Annotated in this window: 14 protein-coding genes; 4 read left to right on the top strand and 10 right to left on the bottom strand. The window is 70.5% G+C overall.

Annotated elements, in window-relative coordinates; all coding sequences use genetic code 11:
* Positions 1-33: 33 nt before the first annotated feature.
* The 9 genes from AACH11_RS17040 to kduI all read right to left on the bottom strand — a co-directional run bounded on the left by AACH11_RS17040 (position 34) and on the right by kduI (position 10,341).
* A complete protein-coding gene (locus AACH11_RS17040; RefSeq protein ID WP_341375457.1) occupies positions 34-1,536 on the bottom strand; it encodes an MATE family efflux transporter in 1,503 nt (500 codons plus the stop codon).
* Positions 1,533-2,678, bottom strand: a complete 1,146-nt coding sequence (locus AACH11_RS17035; RefSeq protein WP_341375456.1) for an oligogalacturonate lyase family protein — start codon at positions 2,676-2,678, stop codon at positions 1,533-1,535. The genes AACH11_RS17040 and AACH11_RS17035 overlap by 4 nt, the downstream gene beginning before the upstream one ends.
* Before the next feature lie 58 nt (positions 2,679-2,736).
* Positions 2,737-4,104, bottom strand: coding sequence for a pectate lyase family protein (locus AACH11_RS17030; protein WP_341375455.1), 1,368 nt, complete (start codon positions 4,102-4,104; stop codon positions 2,737-2,739).
* A 22-nt stretch (positions 4,105-4,126) separates the two neighbouring features.
* On the bottom strand, positions 4,127-5,437 hold the full coding sequence (locus AACH11_RS17025) for an ABC transporter substrate-binding protein (protein ID WP_341375454.1): 1,311 nt from the start codon (positions 5,435-5,437) through the stop codon (positions 4,127-4,129).
* A 62-nt stretch (positions 5,438-5,499) separates the two neighbouring features.
* The gene (locus AACH11_RS17020; protein ID WP_341375453.1) at positions 5,500-6,648 is read right to left on the bottom strand and encodes an ABC transporter ATP-binding protein; all 1,149 of its coding nucleotides are present in this window, start codon (positions 6,646-6,648) and stop codon (positions 5,500-5,502) included.
* 82 nt (positions 6,649-6,730) lie between these two features.
* A complete protein-coding gene (locus AACH11_RS17015) occupies positions 6,731-7,651 on the bottom strand; it encodes a carbohydrate ABC transporter permease (protein WP_341375452.1) in 921 nt (306 codons plus the stop codon).
* Entirely contained in the window at positions 7,648-8,535 is an 888-nt protein-coding gene (locus AACH11_RS17010) for a carbohydrate ABC transporter permease (RefSeq protein ID WP_341375451.1), read from the bottom strand. The genes AACH11_RS17015 and AACH11_RS17010 overlap by 4 nt, the downstream gene beginning before the upstream one ends.
* Before the next feature lie 60 nt (positions 8,536-8,595).
* A complete protein-coding gene (gene kduD, locus AACH11_RS17005) occupies positions 8,596-9,375 on the bottom strand; it encodes a 2-dehydro-3-deoxy-D-gluconate 5-dehydrogenase KduD (protein WP_341375450.1) in 780 nt (259 codons plus the stop codon).
* 129 nt (positions 9,376-9,504) lie between these two features.
* Positions 9,505-10,341, bottom strand: a complete 837-nt coding sequence (gene kduI / locus AACH11_RS17000; protein WP_341375449.1) for a 5-dehydro-4-deoxy-D-glucuronate isomerase — start codon at positions 10,339-10,341, stop codon at positions 9,505-9,507.
* Between the two features lie 264 nt (positions 10,342-10,605).
* On the opposite strand from kduI, the gene AACH11_RS16995 reads away from it, so the two are divergent.
* Together AACH11_RS16995 and AACH11_RS16990 are read left to right on the top strand one after the other, a co-directional pair.
* Positions 10,606-10,968: a cupin domain-containing protein gene (locus tag AACH11_RS16995; protein ID WP_341375448.1), complete on the top strand. Its 363-nt coding sequence runs from the start codon at positions 10,606-10,608 to the stop codon at positions 10,966-10,968.
* A 344-nt stretch (positions 10,969-11,312) separates the two neighbouring features.
* Positions 11,313-12,344 (top strand): porin, encoded by a 1,032-nt coding sequence (locus AACH11_RS16990; RefSeq protein ID WP_341375447.1) that lies wholly within the window; start codon positions 11,313-11,315, stop codon positions 12,342-12,344.
* A gap of 58 nt (positions 12,345-12,402) precedes the next feature.
* Here the strand turns inward: AACH11_RS16990 and AACH11_RS16985 are convergent, their stop codons facing one another.
* The gene (locus AACH11_RS16985) at positions 12,403-13,359 is read right to left on the bottom strand and encodes a sugar kinase (protein ID WP_341375446.1); all 957 of its coding nucleotides are present in this window, start codon (positions 13,357-13,359) and stop codon (positions 12,403-12,405) included.
* Positions 13,360-13,505: 146 nt separating this feature from the next.
* Between AACH11_RS16985 and AACH11_RS16980 the strand changes: the two genes are divergently transcribed.
* Both AACH11_RS16980 and AACH11_RS16975 read left to right on the top strand, forming a co-directional pair.
* On the top strand, positions 13,506-14,354 hold the full coding sequence (locus AACH11_RS16980) for an NAD-dependent epimerase/dehydratase family protein (protein WP_341375445.1): 849 nt from the start codon (positions 13,506-13,508) through the stop codon (positions 14,352-14,354).
* A gap of 243 nt (positions 14,355-14,597) precedes the next feature.
* Positions 14,598-15,443: TRAP transporter substrate-binding protein (locus tag AACH11_RS16975; RefSeq protein ID WP_341375444.1), on the top strand; the 846-nt coding region annotated here is incomplete at its 3' end.

The raw sequence follows: 15,443 nt of genomic DNA, 5'->3' as shown, positions 1-15,443 counted from the left end.
GGGCCGGCGCGGATGCACGCGGCCGGACCGCGCTCAGGCCGCCGGCGGCAGCCAGCGCCCGCTCTCGGCCCGGCGGTGGAACAACCAGCCGCGCAGCGACCAGTCGGCGAACATGCCCAGCCAGACGCCGATCACGCCCCAGCCGGCCTGCACGCCCAGCAGCCAGCCGGCCAGCACGCGGCAGCTCCACATGCCGACGGTGGCCACGGCCAGCGCGTGGCGGGTGTCGGCCGCGCCGCGCAGCGCGGCCGGCAGCACGAAGGAGGCGGCCCACACCGGGATGAACAGCGCGTTCAGCCACACCAGCTGGGCGGCCAGGCGCTGCACGGCGGCGTCGGCGCTGTAGAGCGCGGCCAGCGCCGGTGCGGCGGCGGCCACCGGCAGCGCCAGCGCGATCAGCGCGCGCCGCGCGCTGCGGTGCAGGCGCTGCAACTGGGCCTGCGCGCGCCGCGGCCGGCCGGCGCCCAGCGACTGGCCGATCAGCGTGGTGCCCGCATGGCCCAGCGCATTGCCGGGGATGTTGATGAAGCCGCAGATCGAGAAGGCGATGAAGTTGGCGGCCAGCGCCGCGGTGCCCGAGCCCGCCACCAGCGCCTGCGTCAGCAGCTTGCCGACGTGGAAGAAGCCGCTTTCCACCGCCGTGGGCCAGCCCACGCGCACCACCGCACGGGCCTGGCGCGAGGCCAGCGAGCGCCAGCCGCGGCGCCGCCAGCGCGCCAGCAGCGCCCGGCCGACGTGGCGCAGGCGGCCGGTGGCCGGCCGCGCGGGCCGGGTCGTGGCGGCCGCCACCGGCTGCGGCCACAACCAGGCCAGCGCCCGCAGCGCCACCGCCAGCGCCAGCAGGCGCGAGAGCACCAGCGCCAGCGCCGCCCCGTCCACGCCCCAGCCCAACCCGTGCATGCAGACGGCGGCCAGCAGCAGCTGGCTGGCCGTCATCACCAGCTGGATGCGGGTGGCGGCGGCCGTGCGGCCCATGCCGCGCAGCAGGCCGGCGGCCACCATCACCAGGCCGGCCGGCACGTCGGCCACGATGTGGCCGGCCAGATAGGCCAGCGCATGGGCGCGCACCGCGGGCTCGACGCCGGGCAGCAGGGTGTCGACCAGCGGCTCGCGCAGCAGCCACAGCGCCAGCGACAGCCCCAGGCTGCCGACGCCGACGAGCGCCAGCGCATCGGCGGCCAGCGGCGAGAGCCGGCGCTGCAGGCGCCGCGTCAGCCGCGCGTCATCGATGCGGCGGGCGGCGCCCACGGCCTGGGCGGCGGCCACGGTGGCGCCGATGGCCACCGCGCCGATCAGCGCGTGCAGCATCTGCGCCAGCACCTCGACCCAGCCGATGGCCGCCACCGCGGCCGGCCCCAGTCGGGCGGCCAGCAGCGTCATCGCCGCACCGGCGCCCACCAGCGCCAGCTCCTGCAGCAGCAGCGGCGCGGCCAGCGTCCAGGCCCCGCGCGGCCGGCCGAAGGTCCGCCGCAGGCCGAGGCGCAGGCGGCGCCAGCCGGTGCGGCGGACGGACGGACCGGCCGCGCGCGGCCTCACAGATCGACCAGGAACAAGCCCGGCTCGCCGCGCTTGTCGCAGCTGAACAGCACCTGGCGCCCGTCGGGCGTGAAGCTGGGATGCGGATGCGTGACCTGGCGGTCGTTCTTGTAGACGCCCCAGGAGCTGTCGTGACGGGCCAGCGGCCGCGTGGTGCCGGCCTTCAGGTCGAACAGGTGCAGATAGGGGTCGCCGGTCAGCATCACGTTGTCGCCGCTGGCGGCCTGGCCGCAGCCGTCGCCGATCAGCAGCGAGCCGTCGTGGTTGCTCATCAGGTGCGAGCACGGCGGCATGGCGGTCAGCGGCCGGTCGGCCAGCGTCACCGGATCGAGCGAGCGGATCCAGCGCTCGGGGCTGTCCTTCAGATAACTCACGTAGACCATGGCCGAGCCATCGGGCACCCAGAACTCGTGGGTGCAGCTCTCGCCCTCGGCGTGGGGCTTGGCGCAGCGGCGGTTGGTGCCGTCCTCGTCGATGAACCACATGCGGGCGTCGATGCGGTCGTGCGGGCCCTCGTGGCAGTAGGCCACGGTGCGGTCGTCGAAGGGCCGGTACTGCGGATGGCCGAGCCAGCCGCGCTGGTCCAGGATCAGGCGGCGCTCGCCGCTGCGCAGATCGATGCTGATCAGCTGGCAGTGCGGCCGGCGCTCGTACATCTCGGTGAACTTCGCCCAGGTGCTGAGCGGGAACCAGTCGGCGGCGGCGATCTCGATGCCGACCATCTTGGTGCAGTCGGAATTGGCCACCCAGGTGCCGTAGCCGACCCAGCCCTCGGGCACGACGTAGACCACCTCCTCCTGCAGCGTGTCGAGCGCCAGCCGGACCAGCTGGCGCTGCGCGCGCACGAAGTACAGGTGGCGGTCATCGGGGCTGAGGAAGCCGCCGAAGGTGTTCTCGCCGGGCTGGTCGGTGAGCTGGGTGGCGGTGCGCGCGTCCAGGTCCAGCAGGTGGTAGTTCCAGGCGCCGCCGGGCTCGAACTCGCCGCCGAAGATCAGCTTGCGGCCGTCGTTCGTGAAGCACTTCTGGTAGAAGTAGTTGCGGTGGCAGGTCACGTCCTCGGGCGTGAGGCGGGTGACGCGGGCGCCGGTGTCGGGATCCAGGCTGACCTGGAAATCGAGGGCACGGACAGTGGCCTTGGGCATGGTGTCGGGCGGGGCCGCGGGCGGCCCCTGGGGTCCGGAGTGAGGAGAAGAGGCAGGTTCAGCGCCCGGCGCCGGCGCCGGCGCGCACCGCGGCGGCCACGCCGGCGGCGGGCTGCAGGCCGGCGTTCAGCCAGGGCTGCCAGCCGACCTCGCGCGACAGCCGGGCCTGCGGGTTGGCCGCCTGCAGCGCGGCATGCAGATCGACCGGCGCACCGTTGTGCAGGCTGTCGGCATCGGTGAAGGTCTCGCCCTTCCACAGCCGCACCAGCTGCGTCGTCGGCACGCTGGCCGGCGTCTCGAAGACATTGGCCTGGCTGACGATGCGCGAGCCCACGCCGACGCCGATCGAGTACACGTACCTGGCATCGGCCGGCACGGTGTGCAGGTTGTTGTAGTGGTGGACCTCGCCGTAGCGCACGCGCGGCGTGCGCTGGCCGACGCCGTCCCACCAGTTGTGGTGGAAGCTGACCTTGAGCTTGCCGTCGTCGCTCTTGAGGCTGTCGCTGCCGCCGACCAGGCTGGTCTTGTCGTGCGCGCGGAAGTGGTTCCACGACACGGTGACGTAGCTCGACCCCAGCGTGATGTCGAGCAGGCCGTCGTGGCGTTGCACGCGGCGGCCCAGCCAGACCGGCTCGGCGGCATCGGGCCGCTGTCCATCGCTGAAGCTGCAGTGGTCGACCCAGACCTGCTGGGCGCCGCGCAGCGAGACGGTGTCGTACTCGCTGTTCCACTCGCCGTCCGGGCCGTCCTTCGGGTCCCAGGCCGGGAACAGGTCGTGCGCATCCTCGAAGCGCAGGTGGCGGATGATGACGTTCTCGCTCTTGTCCAGCAGCAGGCCGCCGTGGCGCAGGCCGGCATCGGCGGTGACGCCGATCAGCGTGGTGTTGGACGGCACGGCCACCATCGTCACCGCGGCCTGGCGCGCGGCCGAGCGCTGGCGCGCCTCCTCCAACGCACCGGTGGGCTTCTCGCGGCCCCAGCGGGCGGGGTCGTAGGCCTGCAGATAGGCGTCCCACGAGAAGGCCGGATCGCGGAAATCGGCCTCGCCCAGCGGCCGGCCGTCGGGGCCGACCATCAGGTCGATCAGGGCTGCCACCTGCACGATCTTGGGCGTGCCGGCCGGGGCCTGACCGGCCAGGCTCAGCGCACGCAGCAGGCCGGCGCGGTCGCGCACGGTGTAGACATGCTCGGGCCGGGCATCGGCCCCGCCCCAGGTGCCGCCCTGGGCGGCGGCCCAGCCGTCGTTCTCGGCCAGGGCCTGGCGCACCTGGGCCAGGCGGGCGGCGTCCAGCGGGGCGGTGGCGGTGGCGGATGCCGCGCCGGATGTCGCGCTCGGCGACAGCGGGGCGCAGGCGCCCAGCAGCGCGGCGGCGGCGAGGCAGCCGGCCAGCAGGCCGGGGCGGGTGGCACGGGTTCGGATCATCATCGCGGGCTCCGGTGATGACGGGTCACTTCAGGCGCGCCAGCATGGCGTTGCCCTCGTCGAGCAGGCGGGCGGCGGCCTGCTGCTCGGTCAGCTTGCCGTAGGCCACCTGCTCGAACACCTCGCGCATGAATTTCTGCACCCGCGGCGATTCGAACAGCGGCGACGGCAGCGTGATGCGGCCGGCCTCCTTGGCCGTCCTGATCTGCTGCCAGGCCTTGAGCTCCAGCGCATCGATGCGCTTCTCGTCGACCAGCACCTTCAGCGCGCTGTCGGCTGCCGGCACGCCACGGGTCAGGCCCAGGATGCGCGCGGCCTCGGGGTCGGTCAGCAGGAAGTTGATGAACTTCGCGGCCACCTCCGGATGCTTGGTCCGCTTGCTGGCGACGAACATCAGCGAGGGGCGGCCGAAGATGCCGCTGGCCTTGGCGCCGGGCAGGGTCAGGAAGTCGCCGATCTCCAGCTTCTGCTGCTTGTCCAGCGTGCTGGCGCGCAGGCGCAACACCGAATCCCAGGTGTAGTTGCCGGCCCACTGGCCGTTGACCCAGTCGGGCTGCTGCTCGGTCGGCTTCTCGGCGCCGCCCAGGCTGGCGCGGTAGGGCAGCGGCGTGGCCACCTTGCCGTCGACCAGGCGCTTGTAGGTCTGCACCCACTCCAGCAGCGCCTGCGGGCTCATCGCCACCCGCGCCTCCTGTGGATCGACGTAAGGCGTGCCGTGCTTCTGCTGGATGTAGGTCTGCGACAGCAGCAGCATGTCGTAGAGCTCGCCGTCGATGACATAGGCCTTGTCACCGTTCTTGGCCTGGAAGGGCTTGCCGGCGGCGAACAGCTCGTCCCAGGTGGCGGGCAGCTTCATCCCCGCGCGGTCGAAGGCCGCCTTGTTCCAGACGAACAGGCGCGCGGTGTAGGACGTGGGCAGGCCGTTGAGCTTGCCGCCGATGGTGCCCATGCGGATCTCCTCGTCGGAGAACTCCTTGAGCGACAGCAGCGGCTTGTGCGCCCCCAGGTCCAGGAAGCCGTCACCGCGCTTGGAGTAGGTCGACATCCAGGCCCAGTTGATCTGCATGATGTCGGGCTCCTGGCCGCCGGCGATCTGCGTCGTCAGGCGCTCCTGGTAGCCGCCGAAGCCCATGTACTCGCCCTTGATCTTGACGCCCGGGTTCTTCGCCTCGAAGGCGGCGATGGCCTTGAGCGTGGTCTCGTGGCGCTCGCCGCCGCCCCACCAGGAAAAGCGCAGCGTGGCCGGGGTCTGGGCCGCGGCGGGCAGCGCGCCGGCCAGGCTGGCGGCCGCCAGTGCGGCCGCGGCCAGGGTGTGCAGGGTGTGACGTCGTTGCATGGTCGGTCTCCTGAGGGTCTTGTCGTCGATGGGATGCGGGGTCGTGCCGGTGGCCCGCGGGCTCACAGCAGCAGGTTGCGGCCGTCGCCCTCGGGCTCGAAGGCGTGGCTGAAGCCCATCTGGAAGCCGAAGCGGTGGCGCTCGCCGCGGCGCTTGTGCAGCACGTCGCCCAGGCGCTCGGCGCTGGCGCGGCAGGTGAAGGGCACGTCACCGAGGTCGAAGTGGATGAAGACCTCGCTGCCCATGTGCTCGGTGAAGCGGATCGTGCCGTCCACCCGCACCAGGTCGGTCAGCTGGTCGACGCCGGGCGCCGACAGGTCGGCCACGATGTGCTCGGGCCGCAGGCCGAAGCGCAGACCGCGTCCGACCCAGGCCGCCAGACGCTGGGCATGGCCGGCCGGCAGCGCCAGCGGCACGTTGCCGACGGCCATCGCCGCACCCTGCTCGGAGACCGCGACCTGGGCCGGACGGATGTTCATCTCGGGCGAGCCGATGAAGCCGGCGACGAAGGCATTGGCCGGCCGCTCATAGAGCGCGGTGGGCACGTCGACCTGCTGGATCGTGCCGTCCTTGAGCACGCAGATGCGCTCGCCCATCGTCATCGCCTCGACCTGGTCGTGGGTGACGTAGATCGCGGTCGAGGCCCGGCCCTGCTCGCGCAGCGTGCGGTGCAGTTCGGTCAGGCGCACGCGCATGCTGGCCCGCAACTTGGCGTCCAGGTTCGACAGCGGCTCGTCGAACAGGAAGACGCCGGGCTTCTTGACGATGGCGCGGCCGACCGCCACGCGCTGGGCCTGGCCGCCGGACAGCTGCTTCGGATAACGCTCCAGCAGATGGTCCATCTCCAGCAGCCTGGCCGCGTCGCGCACGCGGGCGTCGACCTCGGCCTTGGGCGTGCCCGACAGGCGCAGACCGAAGGCCAGGTTGTCGTAGACCTTCATGTGCGGATACAGCGCGTAGTTCTGGAACACCATCGCGATGCCGCGCTGCTTGGGCGCCAGGTTGTTGACGACCGAGCCGCCGATGCGCAGCTCGCCGCCGCTGATCGACTCCAGGCCGGCGATCATGCGCAGCAGCGTGCTCTTGGCGCAGCCCGAGGGGCCGACGAAGACCATGAACTCGCCCTCGCGGACGTCGAGATCGACGCCGTGCACGGCCTTGAAGCCGTTGGGGTAGACCTTCTCGATGCGTTGCAGGTGGACTTGGGCCATGGGGATGTTTCCGGAATCTGCGGGAATCGGGTGCGTCGGGTGCGTCGGGGGTGTGGGCCGGGCAGGCGCCGGCCCGGGGCGGTCAGCCCTTGATGCCGCTGGAGGCGGCGCCTTCGATGAAGTGGCGCTGGGCGGCGAAGAACACCGCGACCGAGGGCAGCAGCGCGACCACCGAGATCGCGAGCACCGAGGCCCACTCGACCTCCTCGGTGGCGCCGATGCTCATCTTGAGCGCCAGCGAGACGGGGTACTTCTCGACCGTCGACAGGTAGATCAGCGGGCCCATGAAGTCGTTCATCGTCCAGATGAACTGGAACACGATGACCGAGATGATGGCCGGCTTGAGCAGCGGCACGATGATGTGCCAGAGCAGCTGCAGCGCGTTGCAGCCGTCGATCTGCGCGGCCTCCTCCATGTCGCGCGGGATGCCGCGCAGGAACTGCACCAGCATGAAGACGAAGAAGGTGTCGGTGGCGAAGGCCGAGGGCACGATCATCGGCAGGTAGGTGTCCAGCCAGCCGAACTCCTTGAACATCAGGTACTGCGGCAGGCGCAGGATGATCAGCGGCAGCATCATGGTGCCGACCATCACCGAGAACAGGAACTTCTTGCCGAAGAACTCGAAGCGCGCGAAGGCGTAGGCCACCAGCACGCAGGAGATCACCGTGACGATGATGCGCGGGATGGTGATCAGGAAGGAGTTCAGGAAGTAGGTGGCGAAGGTGTACTCGGTGCTGGTCTTCCAGCCCTTGGCATAGGCGGTGAAGTCCAGCCGCGAGGGCAGGAAGCCGATCTCGGTGAAGATCTCCGAGTTGCTCTTGAACGAGGCACCGATCAGCCAGATCATCGGATAGAGCATCACCAGGCCGACCGCGCACAGCACGACGTAGCGGGTGACGGCGGCGATGCGCTCGCGGCGGCGGGTGATCAGGGCCTCGCGGTCGGAGGCCACGCGGTCGGCGGCGTCGGCCGCCACCGGGGCGGTGTGCAGGGCGGTGTTCATCGCTTGTTGTCCTTCTCGCCGGCGTAGAAGACCCAGTACTTCGAGCTGATGAACGACACCGCGCTCAGCCCCCCGACGATGGCGAACAGCACCCACGACAGCGCCGCGCCGTAGCCCAGGTTGAACAGCTTGAAGCTCTGGTCGTAGATGTAGAGCGACAGCAGATAGGTCGAGTGCAGCGGCCCGCCCTCGGTGATCATGTAGGGGCCGTTGAACTCCTGGAAGGCGTGCACCATCTGCATGATCAGGTTGAAGAAGATGACCGGCGTGATCAGCGGCACCGTGATGCGGAAGAACTGCTGGGTCTTGCTGGCGCCGTCGATCTCGGCCGCCTCGTAGAGCGAGGTCGGCACGTTCTGCAGCGCGGCCAGGAAGATCACCATCGCCGAGCCGAACTGCCAGGTGAACAGCAGGATCACGGTCCAGATCGAGTAGTGCTCGTCGGCCAGCCAGGCGATGGGCTCGATGCCGAGCTTGGACAGCACGATGTTGACCAGGCCCTGCTGCGCGAACAGGAAACGCCAGAGCACCGCCGCCGCGATCGAGCCGCCGAGGATGGACGGCAGGTAGAAGGCCGAGCGGAAGAAGTTGATGCCGCGCAGCTTGAAGTTCAGCACGTGGGCGATGAACAGCGCGAAGCCCACGCGCAGCGGCACCGCCATCGCGACGAAGAACATCGTCACGCCCAGCGACTTGTTGAACAGCGGATCCTGGGTGAACAGCTGGCGGTAGTTGTCCGCGCCGATCCACACCGGCGGGTTCATCACGTCGTACTCGGTGAAGCTGAGGGCGAAGCTCATCACGAAGGGGAAGAGCTTGAACATCAGCACGCCGAGGACGAAGGGCAGCACGAAGAGAAAGCCGAGGCGGCGGTTCTCGTACATGGCGGTGCGTCTCCTGGGGTGGTTTTTCTTCCGGGGGGACCGGCCGGCGGCCGGTGTCGCTCAGCGCGCCAGCCAGCCGCCGTCGACGGCCAGCGTGTAGCCGTTGACGTAGTCGGCGGCCTGCGAGGCCAGGAACACCACCGGGCCGGCCAGATCGTCCGGCGTGCCCCAGCGGCCGGCCGGAATGCGCTCCAGGATGGCCTGGTTGCGCGATTCATCGGCCCGCAGCTGGGCGGTGTTGTTGGTGGCCATGTAGCCCGGTGCGATGGCGTTGACGTTGATGCGCTGGGCCGCCCACTCGTTGGCCATCAGCCGGGTGATGCCCATCACGCCGCTCTTGCTGGCCGTATAGGACGGCACGCGGATGCCGCCCTGGAAGGACAGCATGGACGCGATGTTGATGATCTTGCCGCCCGAGCCCTGGGCGATGAACTGGCGTGCGGCCGCCTGCGACATGAAGAACACCGTCTTCACGTTCAGGTTCATCACGTCGTCCCAGTCCTTCTCGCTGAACTTCAGCGCGTCCTCGCGGCGGATGATGCCGGCGTTGTTGACCAGGATGTCGACGCGACCGAGCGCGGCCACGGCACGCGACATCACGTCGGGGATGACGGCGACGTCGGACAGGTTGGCCCGCACGTCGACGAAGCGGCGGCCGGTCTCGGCCATGCGGGCGATGGTCTCGCGCGGCTCGCTGAGGTTGACGCCGACGACGTCGGCACCGGCACGCGCCAGCGCCAGCGCCATGCCCTGACCGAGGCCGGTGTCGCAGCCGGTGACGAGGGCGACCTTGCCGGTGAGGTCGAAGGCGGGGGACGTGGAGGGGGCGGAGGGGGTCATGATTGGGGAGGTTCGGGCAAGACCGCCCCCTCGCAGTGGCTTCAGGCCACCGGCGACAGGTCGGGAATCAGGGCAAGGGGGGAGAAGGCCGGGCGGGTCGTCAGGGCGCCGCCGGCCGGGATCGGCGGCTCAGCGCAGGTCGGCGGGCTTGAGGTGATCCATGTCCGGGAAGACCTGGTTCTCGCCCACCATGCCCCAGATGAAGGTGTAGGCCTGGGTGCCGACGCCGGAGTGGATGGACCAGCTCGGGCTGACCACGGCCTGCTCGTTGCGCACCACCAGATGGCGCGTTTCCTGAGGCTGGCCCAGCATGTGGAAGACGACGGCGTCGTCCTTCATGTTGAAGTAGAAGTAGACCTCCATGCGCCGCTCGTGGGTGTGGCAGGGCATGGTGTTCCACAGGCTGCCCTCCTCCAGCTTGGTCATGCCCATCAGCAGCTGGCAGGTCGGCAGCACGTTGGGCACGATGTACTTGTAGATCGTGCGACGGTTGCTGGTCTTCGGGTCGCCCAGCGTCTCGGGCGAGGCCTGCTCCAGCGTGATCTTGCGGGTGGGATGGGTGGTGTGGGCCGGCGCGCTGTTGAAGTAGAGCTTGGCCGGCGCGGCCGGATCCAGACTCTCGAAGCGGACCTCGCGCGCACCGGCGCCGATGTAGAGCGCCTCCTCGCGCAGCACCTCATGTCGCGTGCCATCGACGGTGACGAGCGCGTCGCCGCCGATGTTGATCAGGCCGATCTCGCGGCGGGCCAGGAAGTACTCGGTGCCGGTGTGACGGCCGAGTTCGGGCGCGAACACCACCGGCTGGTCCAGCGGCATGATGCCGCCGACGATGATGCGGTCGATGTGGCTGTAGGTCAGCGTCATGCCGCCCGGCGCGAACACCGAGTCGACCAGGAAGTGGCGGCGCAGGCCGGCGGTGTCCAGGGTCTTGGCATGGTCGGGATGGATGGCGTGGCGGATGTCCATGGCGGGTCCTGGCGTGGGGCGCGGTCGGTGGATCGGTCTGGTGGTTTACCCGGAAACAGTGGCCTCACCCAGGTGGACCACTGTTTCATTTTCGAGTCTGGCTGCTATCATGCCAGCACACCCGATCGATTGCAATATTTTTGGAACGGTGTTTTGATTGAGTCCGGGCCGCAGCCGGTCCGCAGCTGCGCCAGGCCGGCTCCCGGCCCGCAGCGGCCCCGCCGGCCACGCGCCCCATACCGTCTCCCCTTCCTGCCGTCCACCATGACCGAACCCGCTCCCCTCCAGGCCAGCGCGCCCTTCTTCCACAGCAGCGAGCAGCCCTGGGTCGACGCCGCCCCCGGCATCCGCCGCCAGATCCTGGGCCACACCCGGCACGTGATGGGCGTGGCCGTGCGCTTCGAACAGGGCGCGGGCGTGGGCAGCGCCCATGCCCATGCGCTGCACGACCAGGTGGTGCTGATCACCGCCGGCCGCTTCGACGTGCGGGTCGGTGACGAGCGCCGCGTGCTGGTCGCCGGTGACGCCTTCGTCGCCCCGCGCGACGTGATGCACGAGGCGATCGCGCTCGACCCCGACAGCTGCCTGGTCGACATGTTCTCGCCCCGCCGCGACGACTTCCTCTGAACCGGCGGGCCTGGCCGGGCTCTCATGGCCCGGTCGCGTCCCATACCCCTCAGTTTGGACGTCATCAGACGTCCGCTGACCACCGGACGGCCCGCAGCTGACCTGTGGCCCCGTCCCTGCCCGTCACCGGATGTCCGGCGCCCCCTGCGCCGGAGCCGTCCGGCCGACGCGATCGACCCTGACCGCATGCCGGCCCTCTGGCCGGCCCGGACGCCCCCGGCCCTGCGCGCCGGCCGCCCCGGTCCCGATCCGCCTGCCCGGCCTGACGCCGTGCGCGCCGGACGCCCGTGCCTGAGCACGCGACGCCCGTCCACCACGCCCACATTCCTTCCGGAGACACGACCATGAACCGCATCACCCGCACCCACGCCCTGTCCGCCCTCGCCCTGGCCGCCGGCCTGTGCGCCGCCCTGCCCGCCGCCGCCCAGCACGCCAGCCCGGGCGTGACCGGCAGCGAGAAGAACACGCTGAGCCTGTACGGCCGCGTCGACCTGGGCGTCGGCCGCATCGCCAAGGACCTCACGGTCAACGAGGACGTGCTGACCTCGGTGCGCGACAGCTCGACCGGCCGCTGGGGCATCCGCGGCACGCGTGAGCTGGCCTACGGCCTGACCGGCCTGTTCAATCTGGAGCACCGCTTCAAGGCCGACGAGGGCACGCAGGACGGCACCGTCTACTGGAAGGACAAGGCCTTCGTCGGCGTGGCCCACCCGGTCTGGGGCACGGTGACGCTGGGCCGCCAGAGCTCGCCGATGGACAACCGCGGCGTCAACGGCCGCTTCGAGGCCTTCGGCGGCGACTCGCTGGGCTCCAACGGCGACCGCGGCGCGAAGATGGTGGCCAAGTGGGACAACTCGGTCTACTGGCAGTCTCCGGTGATCAACGGTTTCTCCGTCGGCGCGGCCAAGGCCTTCAAGGAGAAGGCCACCGCCATCCGCAGCAACGTCGCCGGCGTGCAGGGCGAGTATGTGCAGGGCCCGGTGGCCGTGTCGCTGACCTGGCAGACGGATGCCAGCACCACCGACGACTGGACCACCACCTCGCTGGGCGCCAGCTACGATCTGGGTGTGGCCAAGCTGATGGCCGTCTATGCCCGCTCGGAAGACCAGGGCGCCAATGATGACGGTCAGACCCAGGTGTTCACGCTGGGCAGCCAGATCCCGGCCGGCCCGGGCCAGATCCGCATCTCCCTGCAGCAGTACAAGGACAACGCGGCGCTGGGCGATGCCCGCAAGCAGAAGTACAGCGTCGGCTACCAGCTGCCGCTGGACAAGAACACGACGCTGAACCTGTCGCTGGCCGACCAGAACTACAAGAAGGCCGCCGTCGACAACAGCGCGCTGCAGTACGAGGCCGCGGTGCGCTACAACTTCTGACGCCACGCGCGGTGGACGGCTCCCGCGCCGTCCACCCAACGGGCGACGTCAGGCCATGTCAGTCCGCCTCGCGCGGCATCAGCGCCCCGCGGTGCTGGATGACGCGCGCGGCCAGCGCGTTGCCCGCGGCCGCGGCGGCGGCCGGCTCGGCCCCGGCCAGCCGTGCGGCCAGATAGGCGGCGCCGAAGGAGTCGCCGGCGGCCGTGGTGTCGACCACACGGGCCACCGGCACCGTGGCCACCGTCTGCCAGGGCTGGCCGGCCAGGCGCACGGCCGTCGGCTCGGCCCCGCGCTTGACCACCACCTCGGCCACTGGCAGGGCCCAGGCCGCATCCAGCGCGGCCTCGGCCGTGATGCCGCCGTGCAAGGCCTGCTCGTCGTCCAGCGTCAGCAGCGCCGTCGTGCACAGCGCGTACAGACGGGCGTACCAGAGGCGGGCGGTGGCCGCGTCCGGCCACAGGCGCGGGCGGTAGTTGTTGTCGAACACCACCTGGGCGCCGCGCGCGCGCAGGCGCTGGGCCAGGGCCAGCAGCCGGGTGCGGCCGGCCTCGCCCAGGATGGCCAGCGTGATGCCGCTGACGTAGAGCACGTCGATCGCCTCGGCCGCCGCCTCCAGCGGCGAGGGCTGCGGCCGGCCGTCGGCGTCCGGCGCGGTGTCGAAGTAGGCCCGGGCCGCGGCCTGCTCGCGCCAGTAGTGGAAGCTGCGCTCGCCACGGGCATCGACGGTGATCTGGTAGAGGCCGGGCAGGCGGCCCGGGATGCGGCGCACCAGGTCCAGGCCCAGGCCCTCCTCGGCCCAGCGCTGCAGCAGCACAGCGCTGAACGGGTCCTCGCCGAGGCCGGTCGCGTAGTCCACGCGCAGGCCGGCGGCACGGCCACAGCGCGCGAGATAGACGGCCGTGTTCAGCGTGTCGCCACCGAAGCTCTGCTGCAGCGTGCCGAAGGGCTCACCCTGCAGCTCGATCATGCATTCGCCCAGCAGCACGACGCGCGGACCGCGCGGATCTTCGACCATGACTTCCCCAGGGTACGTTGAAACGATGTTTTGATATTCTACGAACAAGTGACTGTCGACTGAGCCGGACTCAGGGTGAACCCCAGGCTTCGCAAGATTGAAACGGCGGTTCACAATGACGTCAGTCGTCCTACAACGCTGCATCCATGAGCCCGTCCCGTCCCTCCTCCAGCCCGCTGCCCCGCTTCGGCCGTCTGCTGCTGACCGGCGCGGCCGGACAGCTCGGCCGCGAACTGCGCCAACGCCTGCGCCCCTACTGCGACCGCCTGCGCGTCAGCGACCTGTCGGAGATGGCGCCCCCGGTCGACGACCACGAGGAGGTGGTGCGCTGCGATCTGGCCGACGCCGCCGCCGTGCGCGCGCTGCTCGACGGCGTGGACGGCGTGGTGCACTTCGGCGGTGTCTCGGTCGAGGCGGCCTGGGAGCCGATCCTGCAGGCCAACATCGTCGGCGTGAAGAACCTCTACGAAGCCGCGCGCCTGAACCGCACCCGGCGCGTGGTCTTCGCCAGCTCCAACCACGTGGTGGGCATGTACAGCCAGGGTCAGGTGCTGGACGTGGACGCCGCACCGCGTCCTGACGGTTATTACGGCCTCAGCAAGGCCTTCGGCGAGGACACCGCCCAGCTCTACTTCGACCGCCACGGCGTCGAGACCGTCAGCATCCGCATCGGCAGCGTGACGCCAGCGCCGATCGACCGCCGCATGCTGGCCACCTGGCTGAGCTTCGACGACCTGGAGCGCCTGATCATCGCCGGCCTGCGCGCGCCGGTGGTCGGCCACAGCATCGTCTACGGCCGCTCGGACAACCACGGCACCTTCTGGGACAACCGCGGCGCCGCCCACCTGGGCTGGCGGCCGCGGGACAGCTCCGAGCCCTGGCGGGCCGAACTGGAAGCCCGCCAGCCCGTCATCGACCCCACCGACCCGGTCCACCGCCTGATCGGCGGCCGCTTCGTCGTCATCGGCCCGCTGGGCGAACCCGACAACGCCTGATCCGCGGCGCCTGCCGGGCGCCACCCCGTTTCCTGCCGCCGGCGCGGACCTGACGTCCGTCCTGCTGGCTCTCCCGCGAGCATCCGCCGCGCGGTCACTCCCCCGAGCCGGGCGTGCCGCGCAGGATCGCCCACGCCTTGACGCGCCCGCGACGGACCCGACGTGTCCGCCGCGCGCGCACCGCCATCCGCCAAGCCCGCCGGCCGTCAGGCCGGCTTTCCAACGGTCCGCTGGAGACACCTCATGTCGACAATTAGTCATCTGTTCCCCGCCCGCCTGCTGGCCACCGCCACCGCCTGCCTGGCCCTGCTGGCCGCCCCCGCCGCCCAGGCCCTCGACCTGCGCTCGGCCGACATCCACAACGCCGACGACTACCCCACCGTGGTCGCCGTCAAGGCCATGGGTACAGCCCTCGAGAAGGCCAGCGGCGGCAAGCACCGCATCAAGGTCTTCAACAAGGGCGCCCTCGGCTCCGAGAAGGAGACCATCGACCAGGTCAAGATCGGCGCGCTGGAGCTCAGCCGGGTCAACATCAGCCCGATGAACAACATCTGCCCGCTGACGCAGGTGCCCACCATGCCCTTCCTGTTCCGCTCCGTCGCGCACATGCGCCAGGTGCTCGACGGCCCGGTCGGAGACGAGATCCTCAGGAGCTGCGAGTCCGCCGGCTTCGTCGGTCTGGCCTTCTACGACTCGGGCGCGCGCAGCATCTACGCCAAGAAGCCGATCAAGACCGTGGCCGATGCCAAGGGCCTGAAGATCCGCGTGCAGCAGAGCGATCTGTGGGTGGCGCTGGTCGGCGCCATGGGCGCCAACCCCACGCCCATGCCCTTCGGCGAGGTCTACACCGGCCTGAAGACCGGCCTGCTCGACGCCGCCGAGAACAACATCCCCAGCTTCGACACCGCCAAGCATGCCGAGGCCGTCAAGTTCTACAGCAAGACCGAGCACTCGATGGCGCCCGAGATGCTGATCATGTCCAAGATCGTCTGGGACAAGCTGCCCAAGGCCGAGCAGGACATGGTGCGCACCGCCGCCAAGGCCAGCGTGGCCGTGCAGCGCCAGAAGTGGGACGAGCAGGAGGCCAAG

The sequence above is a fragment of the Pseudaquabacterium rugosum genome (assembly GCF_038066575.1).
GTDB classification, from domain to species: Bacteria; Pseudomonadota; Gammaproteobacteria; order Burkholderiales; family Burkholderiaceae_C; genus Pseudaquabacterium; species Pseudaquabacterium rugosum.
The sequence above is the reverse complement of the archived record's forward strand: the minus strand, read 5'-3'. Positions and strand labels throughout refer to the sequence as shown.